This is a genomic window from Paenibacillus glucanolyticus (assembly GCF_037333485.1).
GTDB lineage: Bacteria > Bacillota > Bacilli > Paenibacillales > Paenibacillaceae > Paenibacillus_AQ > Paenibacillus_AQ glucanolyticus.
Window position 1 is genome coordinate 2,005,021 of the sequence record NZ_CP147845.1, and the last position, 19,820, is coordinate 2,024,840.

General features: G+C 50.9%; 18 protein-coding genes. 9 read left to right on the top strand and 9 right to left on the bottom strand.

Annotated elements, in window-relative coordinates; all coding sequences use genetic code 11:
- Positions 1–226 precede the first annotated feature (226 nt).
- Together WDY75_RS09685 and WDY75_RS09690 are read right to left on the bottom strand one after the other, a co-directional pair.
- Positions 227–2,212 carry an LTA synthase family protein gene (locus WDY75_RS09685; RefSeq protein WP_063480233.1) on the bottom strand — a complete coding sequence of 662 codons (1,986 nt, stop codon included), beginning with the start codon at positions 2,210–2,212 and terminating at the stop codon, positions 227–229.
- A gap of 119 nt (positions 2,213–2,331) precedes the next feature.
- Entirely contained in the window at positions 2,332–3,480 is a 1,149-nt protein-coding gene (locus tag WDY75_RS09690) for a class I SAM-dependent RNA methyltransferase (RefSeq protein ID WP_063480232.1), read from the bottom strand.
- Between the two features lie 162 nt (positions 3,481–3,642).
- On the opposite strand from WDY75_RS09690, the gene WDY75_RS09695 reads away from it, so the two are divergent.
- Positions 3,643–4,275: an O-methyltransferase gene (locus WDY75_RS09695; RefSeq protein ID WP_063480231.1), complete on the top strand. Its 633-nt coding sequence runs from the start codon at positions 3,643–3,645 to the stop codon at positions 4,273–4,275.
- A 316-nt stretch (positions 4,276–4,591) separates the two neighbouring features.
- Here the strand turns inward: WDY75_RS09695 and WDY75_RS09700 are convergent, their stop codons facing one another.
- Positions 4,592–5,803, bottom strand: coding sequence for an MFS transporter (locus WDY75_RS09700; RefSeq protein ID WP_006211725.1), 1,212 nt, complete (start codon positions 5,801–5,803; stop codon positions 4,592–4,594).
- 236 nt (positions 5,804–6,039) lie between these two features.
- On the opposite strand from WDY75_RS09700, the gene hemE reads away from it, so the two are divergent.
- The 7 genes from hemE to WDY75_RS09735 all read left to right on the top strand — a co-directional run bounded on the left by hemE (position 6,040) and on the right by WDY75_RS09735 (position 13,833).
- Complete coding sequence (gene hemE, locus WDY75_RS09705; RefSeq protein ID WP_063480230.1) at positions 6,040–7,098, top strand: uroporphyrinogen decarboxylase; 1,059 nt, start codon at positions 6,040–6,042, stop codon at positions 7,096–7,098.
- Between the two features lie 35 nt (positions 7,099–7,133).
- Positions 7,134–8,075, top strand: a complete 942-nt coding sequence (gene hemH, locus WDY75_RS09710; protein ID WP_063480229.1) for a ferrochelatase — start codon at positions 7,134–7,136, stop codon at positions 8,073–8,075.
- 148 nt (positions 8,076–8,223) lie between these two features.
- Complete coding sequence (locus WDY75_RS09715; RefSeq protein WP_006211722.1) at positions 8,224–9,540, top strand: CapA family protein; 1,317 nt, start codon at positions 8,224–8,226, stop codon at positions 9,538–9,540.
- A 38-nt stretch (positions 9,541–9,578) separates the two neighbouring features.
- Positions 9,579–10,352: a glycerophosphodiester phosphodiesterase gene (locus WDY75_RS09720; RefSeq protein WP_006211721.1), complete on the top strand. Its 774-nt coding sequence runs from the start codon at positions 9,579–9,581 to the stop codon at positions 10,350–10,352.
- A 3-nt stretch (positions 10,353–10,355) separates the two neighbouring features.
- Complete coding sequence (locus WDY75_RS09725; protein WP_006211720.1) at positions 10,356–10,979, top strand: fumarylacetoacetate hydrolase family protein; 624 nt, start codon at positions 10,356–10,358, stop codon at positions 10,977–10,979.
- A 30-nt stretch (positions 10,980–11,009) separates the two neighbouring features.
- Positions 11,010–11,816 (top strand): DUF92 domain-containing protein, encoded by an 807-nt coding sequence (locus WDY75_RS09730; RefSeq protein WP_063480228.1) that lies wholly within the window; start codon positions 11,010–11,012, stop codon positions 11,814–11,816.
- A gap of 61 nt (positions 11,817–11,877) precedes the next feature.
- Positions 11,878–13,833 (top strand): ABC-F family ATP-binding cassette domain-containing protein, encoded by a 1,956-nt coding sequence (locus tag WDY75_RS09735; RefSeq protein ID WP_063480227.1) that lies wholly within the window; start codon positions 11,878–11,880, stop codon positions 13,831–13,833.
- An 81-nt stretch (positions 13,834–13,914) separates the two neighbouring features.
- Here the strand turns inward: WDY75_RS09735 and WDY75_RS09740 are convergent, their stop codons facing one another.
- The 5 genes from WDY75_RS09740 to WDY75_RS09760 form a co-directional block, all read right to left on the bottom strand.
- Positions 13,915–14,952, bottom strand: a complete 1,038-nt coding sequence (locus WDY75_RS09740) for a M42 family metallopeptidase (protein ID WP_063480226.1) — start codon at positions 14,950–14,952, stop codon at positions 13,915–13,917.
- A 55-nt stretch (positions 14,953–15,007) separates the two neighbouring features.
- Positions 15,008–15,337 (bottom strand): lipopolysaccharide assembly LapA domain-containing protein, encoded by a 330-nt coding sequence (locus WDY75_RS09745; RefSeq protein ID WP_006211716.1) that lies wholly within the window; start codon positions 15,335–15,337, stop codon positions 15,008–15,010.
- A gap of 106 nt (positions 15,338–15,443) precedes the next feature.
- Positions 15,444–17,234 (bottom strand): oligoendopeptidase F, encoded by a 1,791-nt coding sequence (gene pepF / locus WDY75_RS09750; RefSeq protein ID WP_063480225.1) that lies wholly within the window; start codon positions 17,232–17,234, stop codon positions 15,444–15,446.
- 202 nt (positions 17,235–17,436) lie between these two features.
- Complete coding sequence (locus WDY75_RS09755; RefSeq protein WP_006211713.1) at positions 17,437–17,619, bottom strand: hypothetical protein; 183 nt, start codon at positions 17,617–17,619, stop codon at positions 17,437–17,439.
- A 1-nt stretch (position 17,620) separates the two neighbouring features.
- Positions 17,621–17,854: a hypothetical protein gene (locus WDY75_RS09760; RefSeq protein ID WP_006211712.1), complete on the bottom strand. Its 234-nt coding sequence runs from the start codon at positions 17,852–17,854 to the stop codon at positions 17,621–17,623.
- A gap of 196 nt (positions 17,855–18,050) precedes the next feature.
- On the opposite strand from WDY75_RS09760, the gene WDY75_RS09765 reads away from it, so the two are divergent.
- Positions 18,051–18,248 carry a cold shock domain-containing protein gene (locus WDY75_RS09765; RefSeq protein WP_006211711.1) on the top strand — a complete coding sequence of 66 codons (198 nt, stop codon included), beginning with the start codon at positions 18,051–18,053 and terminating at the stop codon, positions 18,246–18,248.
- A 194-nt stretch (positions 18,249–18,442) separates the two neighbouring features.
- On the opposite strand, the gene WDY75_RS09770 is transcribed toward WDY75_RS09765, so the two are convergent.
- Positions 18,443–19,633, bottom strand: a complete 1,191-nt coding sequence (locus WDY75_RS09770; RefSeq protein ID WP_063480224.1) for an MFS transporter — start codon at positions 19,631–19,633, stop codon at positions 18,443–18,445.
- Positions 19,634–19,820: the final 187 nt, after the last annotated feature.

The window sequence follows — 19,820 nt, forward strand, 5'->3', positions numbered from 1 at the left end:
ACTCACGCCGTTATGGTTTATTTTTTATTGTGGACGCTTGATAAAAGATATGGGCGAGCGAAATCGTTCTGGCTTCCGGGCTTTCTTGCGATCAACCAGCAGGAACGATTCGTACATGGAGCGGCTTCAAACGCAAAAAGGGCTTCCCGCAAGATCTAAGATCTTTTGAGAAACCCTCGTTTTTGCAAAGAGAACAAAGGTAAGGATGCCTGGTCTGGCTGCCTTGTTACTTCGTTTCTGCTCCGCCCTGTGTTTTGAATTGCTTCAGCAAATCATACGTTATGACTTGATCCGATATCTTAAGCTGCTTTTGCGTCTCATCATATCCATCACGACATGCCTGGATGTCGGTTGGCTGACGCGTCACCAGATCATAACAGGTTCCACCTTCAAGCCCGGCCGTTTCGGAAGGCAGGTAGAACACCTTTTCATCGGAAAAAGCGCCGCTGCGAAGCGGAATCAGACGCGGCTCCTCATCAAACAAATGACTTCCGATCCAGTAATACGGCTCGCTAGACACACCCAGCAGATGCAGGATGCTCGGCGTCACGTTCATCATGCCGGCGGCATCTGAATATACTCCCGCATTTTCGCCGTCCGGCAAGCGGATCAGCAGGGGAACCTGGTTCATGATTTGTTCCATGTCGAGAGCGTTCAGCTCCCGTCCGAGGAACTTCTCGTAGTCCGCTTTGTCCTTGATCGAATTGTCGTGGTCGCCGTAGATGATCAGCATGGTGTTATCCCATAATCCTTGCTCTTTCATCTGGTCCACGAACTGGCCGAAAGCTTCGTCAACATAATGGATCGACTGTAAATAATCCCCGAACATCGTGCCTTCAAAAGCACCTGTATCCAGCTTGCGGGCATCCTTCGGCACATAATACGGATGATGGCTCGTTAACGTGATCAGGAAGGAGTAGAAGGGCTGCTTGATGCTGTCCATCTCATTCAGCGATTGCTCCAAAAACGCTTTGTCACTGAGTGACCATCCCAGCACATCGGTCATATCAAAATCTTTTTTGCTGTAAAACCGATCATACTTCATTTCCCGATACATCGTCGTCCGGTTCCAGAAGCTGCTGTCATAGGCGTGGAAAACATTTGCGGCATAGCTCTGTTCCTTCAGAATCTCCGGAAGGGTATCGTATTCACGATCGGCATACCGCGTAAACACGGAACCCGTGGGCAGCGGCAGCAGGGAACTGTGTGTGACAAAGTCCGCATCGGACGTTCTTCCCTGCCCGGTTTGATGATAAAAATTGCTGAAATACATGCTCTCTTTCATCAATCGGTTGAAGTTCGGCGTGATTTCCTGACCCTCGATGGACTGGCCAACGACAAAATTCATGAAGGCTTCCGTCTGAATCGTAATAACATTACTGTTTTTATACTTGCCAAACCAAGCGTCAGAACCGGATGGCTTCATACGTTTGGCATCAAACCAGGCCTTGACCTGATTGACCTCCTCCTCAGCCAGCTTGGGCTGGCCAATCAGGTGATCCCGGCCATATCGGTAAATATCATATCCGTGGAAGCCGATCAGCCCTGTCACGTTATAAAGCGTGATATTCCACCAATTGCCCTCAAACAAGCCTACCGCCCATGTATCCGAAGCTCTTTTGATAGGAACAAAAGTCATGACAAGACCAAGGATGAGAACGAACGTACCTGTTACCAAACGGCGATTGATCCGCTTGTGACGCTGCTGGCGTTGTTCACCAGGGAACAGGTAACCATTCGTGATCGATCTCCGTTTGCGGAATACCATGACTGCCGTAAACGGAACGATGATCAGCCAATCCAGGAAAAAGAACAGGTCATACCCGTGAATAAGAGAACGGATGCTGTCTCCGAGGGAGCCGACTTGCCCGGCCTGCAGGAGCACCGGTACCGTGATGAAATCATCGAAGTAACGGTAGTAGATCAAATCGGCGTACAGGATGCCTGTCCACAGCAGATTCAGTAAAGTTAGCGATACAAGCCTGCCTCTTGGCGGAAGCCAAAAGGTCCAGAAGGAGATCAGCAGAAGCGAGCCCACGGCTATGATATAGTCTGCTTGATCGAGCTTCATATTGGAAATATGGAGATGATGATCCAGCAGGATGAGCTTGTACATCATAAGGACAAGGAATAATAAATATCCGGTATATCGGTAATGGAGCCCTTTGGAGGCCCGTCTTCGGATATCAATCCATGAATGGGATGAGAGCAATGGCATATCCTCCTTCACCAGCATTATTCTTTAGATTATAGTTTGGGCCGGCATGAATTCAAACGGAGCCCTCGCAAAAAAAGCCGCCCGTGGGCGGCGATGGCAGTAGGATCATTATATTATTCTGCCGGTTTATTACGCGGCGGCAGGGGACCCAGATATTGATAGTACTGGCATTCAATCCGGCCATTGAACAGCTTGCGGCGCTTGTCTGCCTTGCGGCCGAAGTAATGCTCGAACTGTTTGGTCGGGCTCAGTGCGAAGAAGGACCAGGTCGGAAGCGAGTGCGTCACAGATCCGAGCTGGCGGATCAGACGTTCAACCTCCTCTTTCTCGCTCAATCGTTCCCCATAGGGCGGATTGGTTATGATACATCCGAATTCACCTTCAGGAATGGCCTTGGCTGCAGGAAGAACGTTGAACTCGATTTCTCTGGCGAGACCGGCACTCTTGGCAGACGCCCTGGCGACTTCGATGGCTTTCGGATCGATATCGCTCCCAGCAATCTGCAGCGGAATATCGTCCTTCACAGCGTCAAATGCTTCCTCGCGCGCATCTTCCCAGAGGTCGTTCCCGATGATATCCCAATGCTCGGACGGGAACGAGCGGCGCATGCCGGGAGCGATGTTCCAGGCCAGCATAGCGGCTTCAATCAGAATGGTGCCTGAACCGCAGCACGGGTCATACAGCGGGCGATGCGGTCCCCAGCGGCTCAGCTGCAGCAGAGCGGAAGCCATAGTTTCCTTCAGTGGAGCTTCCGTTACCAGCTTGCGGTAACCGCGTTTATGAAGGGCAGGTCCCGTCGTATCGAGCGTCAGTATGGCGCGATCCTTCAGCAAGGACACTTCAACTACATAACGGGGACCGTCCTCGGGGAACCATTCCGTACGATGCGAGAGCTTCAGCTTCTCCACGATCGCTTTTTTCACGATACCTTGGCAAGCAGGAACGCTGCTAAGCTGCGATTTATGGGATCGGCCTTCCACAGGGAACTCGCCATCCGCCGGAATCCATTCTTCCCATGGAAGGGCCTTCGTTCCTTCAAACAGCTCATCGAAGGTGAAAGCCTTGAACTCACCCATTTTGACGAGGATACGATCTGACGTACGGAGCCACAGATTACAGCGGCAAATATCAATCAGGTCACCCGTAAAGGTAACTCTACCATTCTCTACTTCCATGTCCGTGTACCCGAGCTCTTTCAGCTCGCGGGCAACAACGGCTTCAAGCCCCATCGGGGCTGTCGCGATCAATTGTAATCGAGGCATTAACGATGTCAACTCCATTTAACATGTGTACGGCGATAGTCGCCGCCGGTTCAATCTATATAGTATAGGCGATTGCATTGACTAAGACAATTATCATATGATAGATCTCGTTAGGTTTAACGGGAAATAAGGTATGCTACTAAGAAAAAGGAGGCAGCTTCATTGCTTACGACCCCTGATGATTATGTTAACCAATTATATCCTGAAGATGAAGAGCTTCAGCTTGTGATAGAGGCCATTCGCGAACATGGCATGCCCGAGGTTTCGGTGGCACCGGCTTACGGCCGGCTGCTGACCCTGCTCGTACAGACAGCCGGCGCACGGAATATTCTTGAGATCGGTGCGCTTGGCGGATACAGCGGAATCTGTCTGTGCCGCGGGCTTCCTGCTGACGGTAAACTCACTTCACTGGAATTGAAGGAGGAGTACGCGGCGCTTGCGGGCATTCATCTGGAGAAGGCCGGCTTCAAGGATCGGGTGGAATACCGGATCGGTCCGGCTGCGGATAGCCTGGCAGCTCTGAAGCGGGAAGGGCGGACATTTGATTTTTTCTTTATTGATGCGGATAAGGAGAATTATCCTCTATACTTGGAATATGCGTTGGAGCTTGCAAATCCGGGTGCCCTGATCGCCGGGGATAACTGCTTTTTGCGGGGAAGAACGTTGAATTCGGAGAAAAACGGACCTTCGGTTCAGGCGGTACGCCGTTTTAATGAAATCATTGCCACCGACGAGAGGCTGGTTAGCACGCTGCTGCCTGCCTATGACGGGTTGATCCTTGCACGCGTTAAATGATTAAACACACCATGATGTTGTGTACTGAACGATAAGATGACCATGGGAAGGAGTGCAGCCATTGGACTGTCGACTGGAAGTCAGATTTGGGCCAGTGTATGAATTCTTTAACAGTATCCACACCTTTATGTGTCCGTATGCCGTGGATATATGCAAACAGCAGATCCTGATTTCAGGGAGGTTTCCACAGGTCATTTTGCTGCTTGCCATCTGATCTGATTCATAACAAAGGGGCTGTCCTCGGGTCGATTGTGACCACGGACAGCCCCTTGCAATTTGGAGCGATATTGGAGCGGTGCCATCAGGAATTGTATATCTAACGGTACTTGGGCGAGGGTTTGTCTGAGAACAGCTTCCGCCTCACCCAGATCATGTTGATGATCAGCAGGCAGCCTGAAGTAATAAACAGCCCCTCAATTCCGATGAATCCGGACAAGAACCCGCCGATCACTGCTCCGAGCATGTTGCCAAGCGCAAGTGAGCTTGTGTTGAAGCCGAAGGAGCGGCTTTCCATGCCGTCCGGGGTATAGGAGCGAATCAGCGCGTTGACACTCGGCAATAATCCGCCCATAAAGACCCCCATCATAAACCGTACGATGATGAGCTGCCATACGGACTGCACAAAAGCCTGCGGGATCAGCGTAAGTCCCGTTCCGATCAAGGCATACGTCAAGATCCGGTGTGCCCCGACCTTGTCGCTGAGCTTGCCGAGAATCGGCGAGGCGATCATGTTCGAGAGCCCTGTCACCGCTACAACGAACCCGGCCCATATGGCGATATCAACCGCCGACCCATGCAGCTTCTGAACATACAGCGGAAGCAGCGCCATCGGACTGATCATGGCGAATTGAAGCAGGAACGTTACCGCGAACAAGGACGGCAGCTGCGGAATGTGGCTCAGCTCCTTCAGTCCGGCGATAACCGAAGTCTGAGGTGCCCGGGCCGCCTGCTCACGGTTGAAATTCTCTTTGACGAGGAACAAAGCGAGCAGCGAAGCTGCAAATATCAGTCCGCCCGTAATATAGAAGATTGGCCGGAACCCGACCCAACTGGCCATGAGTCCGCCAATTAATGGACCGAGTATCGTGCCGGCAACTTGTCCGGACTGCATGATGCCCATGGCAAATCCCATCCGGTTCTTTGGCGTGGTCCCCGATACGAGGGAGATAGCCGCCGGGTTAAATCCCGATATGGTACCGTTCAGAAGACGGAGAACGAGCAAATGCCACGGATGGGTGGCAAAGCCCATACACGCAATGACAAGCGCCATGCCGAATCCGGAACGCAGCAGCATCAGTTTACGACCGTACTTGTCCGCGACTTTTCCCCAGATCGGCTGAAAAATGAATGAGGTCAGGAAGTTGGCTGCGAATATCAATCCTGCCCATAGTCCTATTTCCCGGTCCCCTACAACATTCAGGTCCTGCGCCAAATACAATGTCAGGAACGGGGTGATCATCGTCATCCCGGAGTTGACCAAAAACTGTCCGAACCAAAGCACAATGAGATTGATTTTCCAATTGGTCAATGTGCCCGTCACTTCCTTTCTAAGCTGTCGAGCCCGGAATGAACCGGACGAATGGAGTCTTACCCTAAAATTGCCGTTCTTCCAGTATAACATATTTGAAAAATGCCAAAAGCTAACAATGTCATAAGATTGTCATGCGATTTTCATAGGATGTCCATGTAAGACGGTTGTTACTTACTTTTAAAAAGGGCATAATGTTCTATAGGAAACTTTATACACTGATGGGGGCCGTAATCATGACCTATAACGATCAATTTATCCGCGCTTGCCGTAAGCAGGAAGTAAGCCATGTTCCTGTGTGGTACATGCGACAAGCGGGACGCTATGACCCGGAGTATCGAAAGATCAAAGAAAAGTACTCCCTTCTGGAAATATGCAGTCAACCGGAGCTGGCGGCTGAAGTAACCTTGATGCCGGTACGGAAGCTCGGTGTGGACGCAGCTATTTTATATTCCGATATTATGAATCCCGTTGCATCGATCGGGGTAGACTTCGATATTGTGAAAAATATCGGGCCTGTGATCGACAATCCGATCCGATCTGCAGCGGACGTAGAGAAGCTTCGCCCTATTGATGTGGAAGGCGATCTTGGACATGTGCTGGAAACAATCCGCATCTTGGACAAGGAGCTTGAAGTGCCGCTGATTACATTTGCCGGTGCTCCGTTTACAATTGCCAGCTATCTGATCGAAGGAAGACCATCCAAGAACTATCTGCGTACGAAAGAGCTCATGTACAGCGAGCCGAAGGTATGGTTCTCCCTGATGGATAAACTCGGAGACATGGTGATTGCTTATTTGCGCGCCCACGTAGCGAACGGAGGGAAAGCGTTTCAATTGTTCGACAGCTGGGTGGGGGCCTTGTCCCCGCAGGATTTCCAAACCTTCGTGCTTCCTACCATCAAGCGTATTTTTGCAGAACTTCAGGATCTGCACGTTCCGAAAATTTATTTTCCTGGCGTAAGCTCAGGAGAGCTGCTGCCTACGCTAACGGATCTCAGCGTTGATGTGATCGGCCTGGATTGGAGAGTGTCCATTGCGGAAGGACGCCGCCGTTTAGAGCATAAATATGCTGTTCAGGGTAACCTGGACCCGACCGTGCTGACCGGACCGATGCCGGTCATTCAGCAGTATGCGAAGGAGATCATCGATCAAGGGATTCAGGAGCCGGGCTTTGTGTTTAATCTAGGGCACGGTTTATTTCCGGAGGCTTCCCTGGAGAAGCTGCGTGAGCTGACATCCTACATCCATGAGTATTCGGCACAGGCACTACAGGCAGGTGTACAACGTTCTTAAAAGATGAATATTTTATTAGTCAGAGGTGAGATGGTATGAAGAACAAGATTGGTGTATTGGTTATGTCCTACGGCACACCTGAGAACATGGAAGGAATCGAGAGTTATTATACCCATATCCGTCGCGGAAACAAGCCGACGGAGGAGCAGCTTAAGGAGCTGACCGACCGCTATGAGGCGATTGTGGGAGGTGTGTTTCCGCTCCGTGAGAACACAGATCGTCAGGTTCGGACGCTGCAGGATACGTTAAATGTAGATCCGCGCAGTGCCGACCTTGAATTTGTATGCTATCAGGGATTGAAGCACGCTGCCCCGTACATTGAAGACGGTGTTGAGCAAATGGTGCAGGACGGCATTAAGGAAGCTGTCGGCATCGTGCTTGCTCCCCATTATTCCACGATGAGTGTGGGTTCCTATGTGAAGCGTGCTCAAGCCAAAGCGGATGAGCTGGGACTTCAGATTTCGTTCGTGGAGAGTTATCACATGCACCCGAAACTGATCGAGGCTTTTGCAGACCGCGTGTCTGCCAAGCTGAATCAGTTCGAAGAGGCAGGCGCTGATCGGGACAGCGTGAGAGTGCTGTTTAGCGCGCACAGTCTTCCTGAGCGTATCTTGTCCGTAGGAGATCCTTATCAGGAGCAGCTGCTTGAGACTTCTAAAGCCGTAGCCGAAAGAGCTGGCGTGAAGAAATGGCAGTTTACTTGGCAAAGTGCGGGCCGGACAGCCGAGCCTTGGCTTGGCCCGGATATTCTGGACACACTGCAAACTCTGAATAAAGAGGAGCAGGTTGAGGATGTGCTGGTTGCACCGGTCGGATTCGTATCAGACCATCTTGAGGTATTGTATGATCTGGATATCGAAGCCAAAAGCATTGCCAAGGAAATGGATATGCGGCTTGAGCGTATCGATTCGCTGAACAGCGATCCGCTCTATATGGAAGCGCTCAGTGATTCCGTGATCACGCTGATTGGACTGTAAAGCCGTTATTCGCAAAATTTGAATTTAAACATGGATATAGAACTCCCCGGTGTCGGGGGGTTCTATTCTTTGCCGGGAAGCTGGTATAATGGGGGGAGCGACTTATTGCGCTATTGCGCGATCTCATAAGTGAATAAAGGAGTGACCTATGCAACTGTCACGATCAGAGAAGAGCAAGGCCGAGAAGAAGGCCCGTAAGCAGCGAACCGGACAGGTTTGGATCATACTCAACCTATGTCTGATTTTGATGATTGCTGCTTTGCTTGTCTATCATTTTAAATTTAGAGAAGATCCTGTTCAGCAAACGGCACATCTGCCTGGTATGCCGGAATTTGGCGTGGAAGGGAACGATCCGGATCAGCCGGGTTCCGGGCAGCAGTCCGGCGGCGAGGGAACGGATTCGGCCCACCCGAATACGGATGAGCCCGATGAACAATGGGATCCCGATACATCCGAACCTGCAGACAGTGGAGCCGATGAACCAGCTGGCACCAATGACAACCAACGGGTGATCATGCATTTTGCCGGGGATACCTTATTCTCTGGCAAAGTGGAGGATGCGCTGAAGAGACATGGGTATGACTATCCATACAAGCACTTGGGCACCGCATTCCTGGAGGATGATTTGACCGTTCTCAATCTGGAGACCCCGGTCACGACCGGGGGAGTTGGCGCGGCCAATAAGAAATTTGTATTCAAGTCCTCGCCTGAGGTTTTGCCTTCCCTTCGAGAAGCAGGGATAGAAGCTGTTAATCTGGCTAACAATCACATTCTGGACCAAGGTCAGGAAGGACTTCTGGATACCTTGAAACATCTGAAGGACCATGATATCCGCTATGTTGGAGCAGGCCGTAATGAAGAAGAAGCCTTTGCGGCACAGTATTTCGAGCTGCAGGGCATGACGGTTGCACTGCTTGGATTCAGCCGTGTCCTCCCGGAGACGTCCTGGTATGCCCTGGAGAACAGGCCGGGCGTAGCGGGGGCCTATGATCACGTTCTGCCGAAGGCGGTTGAAGCGATTCAGGACGCGCGTTCCAAAGCCGATCTGGTCGTTGTGATCGCCCATTGGGGAGAAGAGCTTCACAAGACGCCAAATTCATACCAGATCAATCTGTCGCGTGCGTTCATTGACGGTGGAGCGGATCTGATTATCGGAGGGCATCCGCATGTGCTGCAGGGCTTGGAGCAATATAAAGGCAAATGGATCGCGTACAGCACCGGCAATTTTATATTTACCAAATCGGGGAATGCCGATACGTGGAGCACTGCCGTATTCCAAGCCTCGTGCAGCCGTCAAGGAGACTGTGACCTGAAGCTGACGCCATACCGAACGGAGATCGGACAGGTCATTCCGCTGGAAGGCGAAGAAGCTCAAGCTTTGCTCCAGGAGGTACAGAAGCGATCCATCGGCGGTGTCAAAATAGCACCGGATGGTGAAGTTATAACAGGTAAAACAGTGGAATAATGTTAATTCGTTAACAGTTACACCAAGGAGGTCCCACCATGAACAATTTATGTGTGGCTCACCGGGGATTTTCCGGTATCGCACCTGAAAATACGCGCGCAGCCATTCAGATGGCGATGGATGAGCCTTTTGTGCACTGGATGGAAATCGATGTGCAGCTGACTCAGGATGGAGTCCCTGTAGTCATACATGATTTCAGCGTAGATCGTACGACAACAGGCCGGGGCAAGGTGAAGGATCTAACTTGGCAGGAAATCCGGAGAATGGACGCTGGAGAATGGAAGGGACGTCAATTCAGGGGGGAGCAGGTTCCTTCACTGGATGAAGTCTTGCAGCTTGTCAAAGGACGATTGAAACTTAATATCGAGCTCAAGACGAGCGGAGATATGTATCCCGGTCTGGAAGAGGCTGTGCTGGAGCGGGTCCATGCTCACCGGATGCTCCCGGATGTGGTGCTCACCTCCTTCGAGCCGAAAGCCTTGATTAAAGCGAAGGAACTGGATCCCGAAGTGAATACAGGACTTATTATCGATGCTCATCCCCGTAATTTGTTATCACGCTTGAAGCAAATGAAATGCTCTTTTTTATCGATCGGTTATTCTCATCTGGATGCAGCCTTTGCGTCGGATTTGGTGAAGAATGGCATCACTCCCATGGCGTGGACGGTGGATGATGCGAAGAGTATGAGATCACTGGCAAGAATGAATCCGGCCATCATGATCTGCACGAACCGGCCCGATACTTGGGGTCAGATTTTTATTCATAAAATTGCACCGAAAGTTCCATTCTGGCGAAGAAAATGGAGGTTTTAATGTATGTGTGCCCTAGTCAATAACGTATATTGCGTTGGTCGTAATTATCAATTGCATGCCGCCGAGCTCGGCAATGCCGTGCCGGAAGAACCGATGATCTTTCTCAAGCCTTCCCATGCGGTCGTCCCGCTGGACGGAAGCGTGCTGCAGCTGCCCCTGGATCGCGGCAGTCTTCACTTTGAAGGGGAGCTTGTCATTCAGCTCGCGGAGGATTATTCTCCAGGGATGACGGTTGATGAGCTTGTAAAAACAATGGCCCTTGGCATTGATTTCACACTGCGTGACGTTCAGACGGTGATTAAGGAGAAGGGGCATCCATGGACCGCGGCGAAAGCCTTCAAATCTTCTGCGCCCCTTACCCCATCCATAACATTCCCGGGAACCGCAAAGCTGGCGGCTACGGATTTCACCGTATTGAAGAATGGCGATGAGGTGCAGCGGGGGAACGTGAAGGATATGATCTTCTCCCTTCAGCGCATTATTGATTATATTGGCGAATTTTATGGTCTTGGTAAAGGGGATTTAATCTTCACGGGAACGCCGGCAGGTGTCGGTCCAACTGAATCGGGGGATGTATTCGAGTTATTCTGGGGAGACATCCGTCTGGGCCGCTGCGAAATCGGGTAATCTGGCAAGCTATCATGGGAGGGATTGCAGATGGATTGGCTGATTGGAGCCGCAGGCGCCATCATTGTTGCGGGAGCGGCCTACCGGAAACGATCGCTATCGGAATCCGGAGCCGCCGCCGCTATTCTGATGGGCACCATATATTATGGAGCAGGGAACGTGTTTTGGTTCGGGACCCTGCTTCTTTTTTTCATTACTTCTACGCTGCTCTCCCGATATGGAAAGAAACGCAAGGCTGATCTGGAGAAATCTTATGCCAAGACCGGCCGGAGGGATGCAGGACAAGTATTCGCCAACGGCGGTATCGGCATGGTGCTGTGTCTGTTAAACGCATGGGCTCCGTCCGAGTTGTGGGTGCTGCTGTTTATAGGGGTCATGGCTACGGTGACGGCAGATACCTGGGCGACGGAGTTAGGAAGCCTCAGCCGGCGGCCGCCGCGTTCTGTCCTTAACGGAAAGGTGCTGACTGCCGGAGAATCGGGAGGCGTATCCTGGGCGGGCTCCATAGCGGCAGCGGCAGGGAGTGTACTGATCGGAGCCGGGGGATGGCTGCTGGCTGAATGGAGCGGTATGAACTCGGAGTTACTCTCATATGTTCTGGCGGCCCTTGCCGGGGGATTGGTCGGTGCATTTGCTGACTCATATCTCGGGGCGGCTGTACAGGTGATGTATCGCTGCCCGGCGTGCGGTAAAACTGTCGAGGTGGCGCAGCACTGCGGACAGGAGACCGAACGTATGCGAGGGTATTCGTGGATGTCCAATGATGCCGTCAATCTGCTCAGCTCACTTCTTGGCGGGGCAGCAGCATATGGGACTGCAGTGCTGGTTGCGTTATAATGCAGTTCATTCATCGATTAACGATTAACGAAATCTATAGATGTAAGTAGGGATCAGACCAATGAATATCTTGACCGTAGAACAGGTAAACAAAAGTTATGGAGATAAAATACTGTTTCAAGATGCATCCTTCGGCATGGAGGATCAGGACAAGATTGGCATCATCGGCGTAAACGGTACAGGAAAATCTACGTTTCTGCGCGTTGTCGCAGGACTTGAGCCGCCTGACTCCGGTAAAATATCGATGGGCAATCGCATCCGGGTGCGCTATCTTGCTCAGAATCCCGAGTTTGATCCGGATAAAACCGTTCTGCAGCAGGTGTTTGAAGGGGATCTCCCCGAGATGAAGGCCGTCCGGGAATATACCGAAACAATGGAGCTGCTGGAGCTCCATCCGGGCCATGAAGAGCTGCAGCAGAAATTGCTGAAGCTCAATCAGACGCTGGATTCGCTGCAGGCATGGCAGCTGGAGAGTGATGCAAAGACCATTCTGTCCAAGCTCGGAATACGCCATTATGAGGCGAGAATGGGGACACTCTCGGGTGGACAGCGCAAGCGGGTGGCTTTAGCCGCTGCCTTGATCCAACCGTCGGATTTACTCATATTGGACGAGCCGACCAACCATATCGACAACGAATCTGTAGCCTGGCTTGAGCAGTATTTGCAGAAGCGCCGCGGCGCCCTGCTTATGATTACGCATGATCGGTATTTTCTGGACCGGGTGGCCAATGTCATGCTGGAGTTGGATCATGGGCGGCTGTTCCGATATGAGGCGAATTACAGCCGTTTCCTGGAGCTGAAGGCAGAGCGCGAGGAGCGGGAAGCCGCATCCGAACAAAAGCGCCAGAATCTGCTGCGGAACGAGCTTGCCTGGATTCGCAGAGGAGCAAAGGCCCGTACGACCAAGCAGAAGGCGAGAATCGACCGTTTCGAGAAACTGAAGGATCAGGAGATCATACAGGGCTCCGGTGATCTGGACGTCTCGGTTGCTTCCACCCGTCTCGGCCGCAAAATTCTAGAGATTGAAGGTCTTCGTAAGACGGTCGGCGACAACATATTGATTGAGGATCTATCTTACATCGCCGTGCCCGAGGATCGGATCGGTATCGTGGGTCCGAACGGGAGCGGTAAATCCACGCTGCTGAATCTCATTGCCGGAAGGCTTCAACCGGATGCCGGCGAAGTCGTGCTTGGGCCAACAGTTAAACTGGGTTATTTCACCCAAGAGCATCAGGAGATGGATGGCAGTCAGCGCGTGATCGAGTATATCAAGGATGAGGCAGAGGTTGTTCGTACGGCGGACGGCTCTGCCATTACCGCGGCCCAGATGCTGGAACGCTTCCTGTTCCCGCCTGCGCTGCAGTGGACGCCGATAGCGAAATTGTCCGGAGGCGAGAAGCGCCGGTTGTACCTGCTGCGAGTGCTGATGAGTGCACCGAACGTGCTGCTGCTGGATGAACCGACAAATGATCTGGACATACCGACATTGTCCGTTCTGGAGCAGTATCTGGATGAGTTTCCGGGTGTTGTCATCGTGGTATCCCATGACCGGTTTTTCCTGGATCGAACCATGGATAAAGTCATGGCGTTTGAGGGCATGGGGCAGATTCGTGTCCATGTTGGCTCTTACAGCGAGTACGCAGAGTGGATGCAGCGTCATGGCAGCGAGGCTGCCGGAAGCAAGACGGATGCAGCCGGTAGCAGTGGCGCTAAATCAGCTTCGGGAAGCAACACGGTGCCGGGCGGCAGTTCAGGTAAAGATACACCGCGCGAACGTCTGAAATTCAGTTATAAAGAGCAGCGGGAATTTGAGCAGATTGATGGTCTGATCGAAGCTGCCGAGAACAAGCTTGTATCCGTTCAATCGGAGATGGAAACCGCCGGTAGCGACGCAGCCAGGCTTCAGGAGCTGATGCGGGCTCAGGAGGAAACGGAGCGTGAACTGGAGCATCTGATGGAGCGCTGGACCTATCTAAACGAGCTTGCCGAGAAGATTGAGCAGAGCAAGAAATCCTGATGCGTCAGGCAGGTTCAAAGAGAAAATAAGGGGCGTCCCCAGGCCTTGTGCCTTGGGGACGCCCCTTACCTATAGAACGGTTTATTTCACGTAGGCTGCCAGCAGTTTGACGGTGTTAAGAACCGCCTGTTTGTGCGTTCTTTCCATCGCGTGGGATGCATGGACGCCGGGACCGATCAACGCAGCTTTGATGTTGCTGCCTGCGGAGAGCGCCGCCGAAGCATCGGAGCCGTAATGAGGATAAATATCAACGGCATATGCAATGCCTTCGCTCTCGGCCAGTTCAATCAAACGACTGGTCATGTCGTAGTCATAAGGGCCGGACGAGTCCTTGGCACAGATGGACACGTCGGTTTCCTTGCAGCTCAAATCATCGCCGATACAGCCCATATCCACCGCAATCATTTCATTGATGTCGGCAGGAATGTAGGCTGCGCCGTGTCCAACCTCTTCGTAGTTGGAGATAAGGAGTTTTACATTATATTTGGGCTTCCAGTTATCGCGCTTCATGCTTTCGAGCAAGCCGAAGAGTGCAGCGACGCTGGCTTTGTCATCCAGATGACGTGATTTGATGTAACCGCTGGGAGTAATGACCGCACGGGCATCAAAGGAGACGAAGTCTCCAACGCCGATGCCGAGTTTTTTTACATCATCGGCTGATTCAACTAATTCGTCGATCCGAACCTCCATATTGGCTTCCTGGCGCTTTAAATCACGGGCGTCACTGTATACGTGAACCGAAGGATGGGTGGAGAGGATGGTTCCGGTATATGTCTTGCCGCTGCGTGTATGGATGATGCAGTATTCATTCTCAATGCTGTTCATCATGTATCCGCCAACGGAGGTAAGCCGGAGCGTACCTTCCGATTTCACGGCACGAACCATCGCACCAAGGGTGTCGACGTGAGCGCTCAGCCCGATCGTACGGCTGCTGTCTTGTCCAGCGATGGACAGGATGGCGCCGCCTTTTTCGTTCCATGTAAGAGGAACATCAAGGGAAGCGGCTTCCTGTTCAATCCGCTTCATAATGGTGTGGGTATAGCCGGTAGGACTCGGTGTATCGAGCAATGCCTTAAGCAGGTCCAATACGTATGTTTCATTCGGTTGTATAGCAGACATTAGATGTCAGGCCTCCTTGTTTCTTTCATTCATATTGATTCATCATCCGGGGACATCAGGGTTCAGCAGGAGTGTCCTTCGGATCTTTTTTCATTTCCTCGTCCGCAGCTTGCATTTCAGGAGTGTATCCCGTTACTTCACGGATATGTATAAGTTGTTCCGCTAACGAACGGATTTCCTTCTGCATTTGATATTGACGGTAAATGCCGAATGTACCGACAATCAGTCCCCCGATCAGAGAGCATCCGATAATGAGTAGAATCAGCGGTACGTTGACTGTACCGAACAACAGGTTTACTGCAACGGGATTGACATTGATCACGGCAAATACGGCTGTAATAAGGGCAAACAATAAAGCTGCGATTAGTGACCATTGAATTTTCATAGGGAACACCTCCTTCCTCAAACAGTATAAAATCCCTTGCCTGTAAAGGGCAAGGGATTTTATTCCACTGGTCAATTGAGAATGATGCATCTCGCTCAAGCGTTGATTATTTTGTCAACTGCTCCATTTGGCTGATGATGTCTTCGAACACACTCATGGCCTCGCGGATAGGCTCCGGAGACGACATATCCACGCCAGCCTTCTTGAGGATGTTAATGGAGTAGTCGCTGCCGCCGCTCTTCAGGAATCCGAGATAGCGGTCCACCGCAGGCTGGCCTTCCTCCAGAATCTGCTTCGAGAAGCTGGTTGCAGCCGAGAAGCCGGTTGCGTATTTGTACACATAGAAGCTGTTGTAGAAATGAGGAATCCGTGCCCATTCCATTCCGATTTCTTTATCCACTTGCATCCCTTTGCCGTGATATTTCACGTTCAATTCATAGTAGATGTCGGAAAGATCCTGAGGTGTCAGGGATTCGCCGCTCTCAGCGCGCTCATGAACGATTTTCTCGAACTCGGCAAACATCGTTTGACGGAAGACCGTTGTACGGAACTGATCGGCATAGTAAGTAAGCAGGTACATTTTTTGTTTGGGATCCTTGGCGTTTTTCAGCAGGTAATCCATCAGCAGGGCTTCGTTGGTGGTTGATGCCACTTCAGCTAGGAAAATGGTGTACTGCGCATCCCGATATTTCAGGGCGTTGTCTGAATAGTAGGAGTGAAGGGCATGCCCCATCTCATGAGCCAGGGTAAACATGCTGTTCAGGTTGTCTTTATGGTTCAATAATACGTAAGGATGGGTACCGTATGCACCCCAGCTGTATGCGCCGGTTCGTTTGTTCTCGTTCTCGTATACATCGATCCAGCCGTTGTCATAACCTGCTTGCAGGCTGCTCAGGTAATCCTCGCCAAGCGGCGCAAGGCCTTCCTTGGTCATTTGTTTTGCTTCTTCGTAAGTGATGTCCCATTTGTACTCTTCCACGAGGGGAGCGAACAAATCGTACATTTGAAGCTCATCCACGCCCATCAGCTTCTTACGGAGCTCCATGTAGCGGTGCAGGAGCGGCAGACTCTCATGAATGGTGTCGATCAGGTTTGTGTAAACTTCCTTCTGGATGTTATCGCCATACAGGGCCATTTCCAGTACAGAAGGGTATTTGCGGACACGGGAATAGAAAATATTTTTGTTTACGTTGGCATTCAGCGTAGCAGCAAGGGTGTTTTTCTGCCTGCCATAGGTGTCGTAAACCGCTTTGAAAGCACGCTCGCGCACTTCGCGATTCGGGCTTTCCAGGAATTGAATATAGTTGCCGTGTGTGAGTTCAACTTCCTTGCCTTCTTCGTTCTTGATTTTCGGGAATTTCATGTCCGCATTGTTGAGCATGCCAAAAATCGTTTGCGGTGCAGAGGAGAGGTTGCCGACTTGAGCCAGCAGCGCTTCTTCCGTCTTGGAGAGAACATGTGCTTTCTCCCGTTTCATCTCCGTCAGCGTGAACTTGAATTCCTTGAGGGCAGGGTCCTCGATCAATTTGTCCAGCTCCGCTTCAGACAGGGACAGTATTTCAGGCGTGATGAAGGAGAGTGCTTCTCCAGCTTCGACATTCAGTTTTTTGGCTTTGGCGGATAGCGATTGATATGTAGGGTTTGCTGTATCTTCATCATGATGCATGTGAGCATACACGTATAGACGCTCGGCATGATAAGAAATTTCGTCTTCGAGCTCGAAGCATTCTTTGATGGATGCCGCGTTGTTTAATTTGCCTTGATACTCGTCTGTGCGTTTAAGAAGATTCTTCAATTCCGCAAAGCTTGCATCCCATGCTTTCTGGTCGGCGAACATATCCTCGAGTTTCCATTGATGCTCTTTAGGGACATCCGCGCGTTTCAACAATTGTTCCATAGAGATCCTCCTTGAATGATGTGTATTATTTGGAGTCCGGGTTCCTTCAGATAAGGCTTGGGAGCGGGCAGTAGAAACAGCGATCAGGCTGATAGCAAGTGTAATGCACATCACCTTGGCGCCTCTCATGGCATAACCTCCTCGGATTAAGCTATCCGAGCGATAGTATGCCGCGTACCCGCTACTTTCATCCTAATAAAATTTACGAGGAACCCAGATTAAAGAAACTGTATACAATAAGGTAAAAGGCAAACAGGATGAAGGCGACCGCAGTCACGGCCATCCCTCTTCTCAGTTTTGTTGGAATCCGATCCCGGTTCATGATCATAATGGCACCCAAACTGAAGGCAAGAATAATGAAGATGACAATATTCGTATAATCCATGTTACACCTGCTTAAAGGCAGCCATCATTTGTCGCCATTCATCTTCCCGGCCTTCAAAATCATCCTTGGGGAAGCGGTTTTGAGCCCAGTGCATCAAAGCTGGCCGGCTCATAAACGTATGTGTCTCCTCACCCCATTGGTCAGAAATTTCTCGGAGAACGATGTATCGGCCCTGTACTTCAACCGTCATCATGTTCCATTTGTCTTTTTTGTATATTTCATGTTTTTTGATCATATTCAGTCTCCGTTTGCTACTTAGGCTTTTGGGTAAATGATAACGCACTCGCGGTCTTAAAAGCAAATAATCTTTACATTAAAATAGCGGCCCAAAAAAGCATTGCAGGGTGATTTGACGGATTGCATTGTCATAAAACATGGGATATAATATGGATATTCGCCATAGATGGCGGTATTTTTAGGAGGTTGTTCATTTGAAAGGTACAGTTAAATGGTTCAATGCAGAAAAAGGTTACGGCTTCATTTCCGTTGAAGGTGGCGAGGATGTATTCGTACACTTCTCCGCAATTCAAGAAGAAGGCTTCAAGAGTTTGGAAGAAGGTCAAGCGGTTGAATTCGACATTACTGAAGGTAACCGTGGTCCTCAAGCAGCCAACGTAACAAAACTGTAAGCTAACTCCTGATACGGAGATCTTATAGAATTACCAAGGCATGAAGCGCAGTTCTCCCCCGAGAACTGTGCTTTTTTGTATTGTAATGGGACAAGCCCATACTTGTGAAAAAAAGGGGAAGCCCGGATTGCCAATCGCCATGGGGTCCGGACTTGCCCTTTTTGAGGTTAAGGCGCAAATGAATCTGCGCTGCATTATGCGCTTATTCCACTGATATTCATATCCTCCGGTTTGGCAAAAAGGTGCCGGTAGAGAAACCCGACAAAGGCCACGAAGGCTAGAAAGGCGGCAAGCAGGTAAAAGGCCGTTCTTCCCGCAGCTTCAAACAGCAATCCGCCGAAGGCTCCGCTGAGAAGTCCCGAGGCGCTCGACCAGAAGATGATGAAGAGCGCCATGCCTGTCGCCCGGTACTGCCAGGGAATGATCCTTGTAATATAACGGACGGCGGTTACATAGAACACGCCAAAGGTAATGCTGTGAAGCGACTGAACTGCAAGTACGGACAGCGGGTCGGATGCCAGCGACATGAGCAGAAATCGGAGTGCAAACATCAAGCTTGCAAAGCCAAGGAGCGGCAGCTCCTTCATCTTGTCACCATATTTGCTGAGCAGAAAGAAAATGGGGATTTCACTTGCAGCCGAAATCATTAAGGACCAGCCGATGAGACCCTCGCCGGCACCCAATCCGGATAAGGTGAGGGTAAGAAATGCTTCATTCATGCGGTGTGCGATGGCAAGGCAGAACGAGCAGCCGAAGAACCACAATATCTCTTTGGAGCGCAGAATTTTGAGGAGGGCGGACAGCTCCACCGGCTCGGATTTGGTTGCAACTCCGTCGCGGAGAAGAAAGGAACAGAGCAGCGTAAACACACCGATCCCGATGCCGATAGCCAGTGTCGCTGAAGCGCCGGCAGCTCCGACAGCATAGCCAATCGCCAGCGCGAAGAAGGCATACCCGAGAGAGCCGAATACCCTGATGACCGTAAAGCTGCGGCCGTATCGCTGAGCCGTTTGGATGGCCATGGTATCCGCCAAGGGATAAACCGGATAGTAGAAAAAATAAAACAGGCTGATCGTGATCAGCACAACGCCAAAACTGGAAACCTGCCACAAGACGAGCATCGTCACAAGCTGTCCGATAATCAGAATGTTCATGATGCGCTTGATGGTCCGGTACTTGTCGCTTGTGTAGCTCCATATCATATTGGAGAACATGGATATAAGCGGACCGACCGCATACAAATAACCGATTTGCGCGCTGCTGAAGCCGATCTCTTTGTAATATAACGGAAAATAAGATATGACAAGGGCTGTTGTACCAAATATCGTAAACATAAAGGCGCGCAGCCAGTTCTGATCCGGTCTGGACGAAGCGGGAAGTTGCATGATGGGATCTCCGATCTCTAATGAACCCGCTTGTACAGCGGCATTCACGAGGTAAGTGGTCTGTTATTTAGCTCCGATTAGTATATAACATACCACGAAATGGAGATAGTTGGACTAAAGCTGACAATAAACGACATACAGGCGTCAATGATATGTGTTATTTGTGCAAAATGAACGATCATATTAT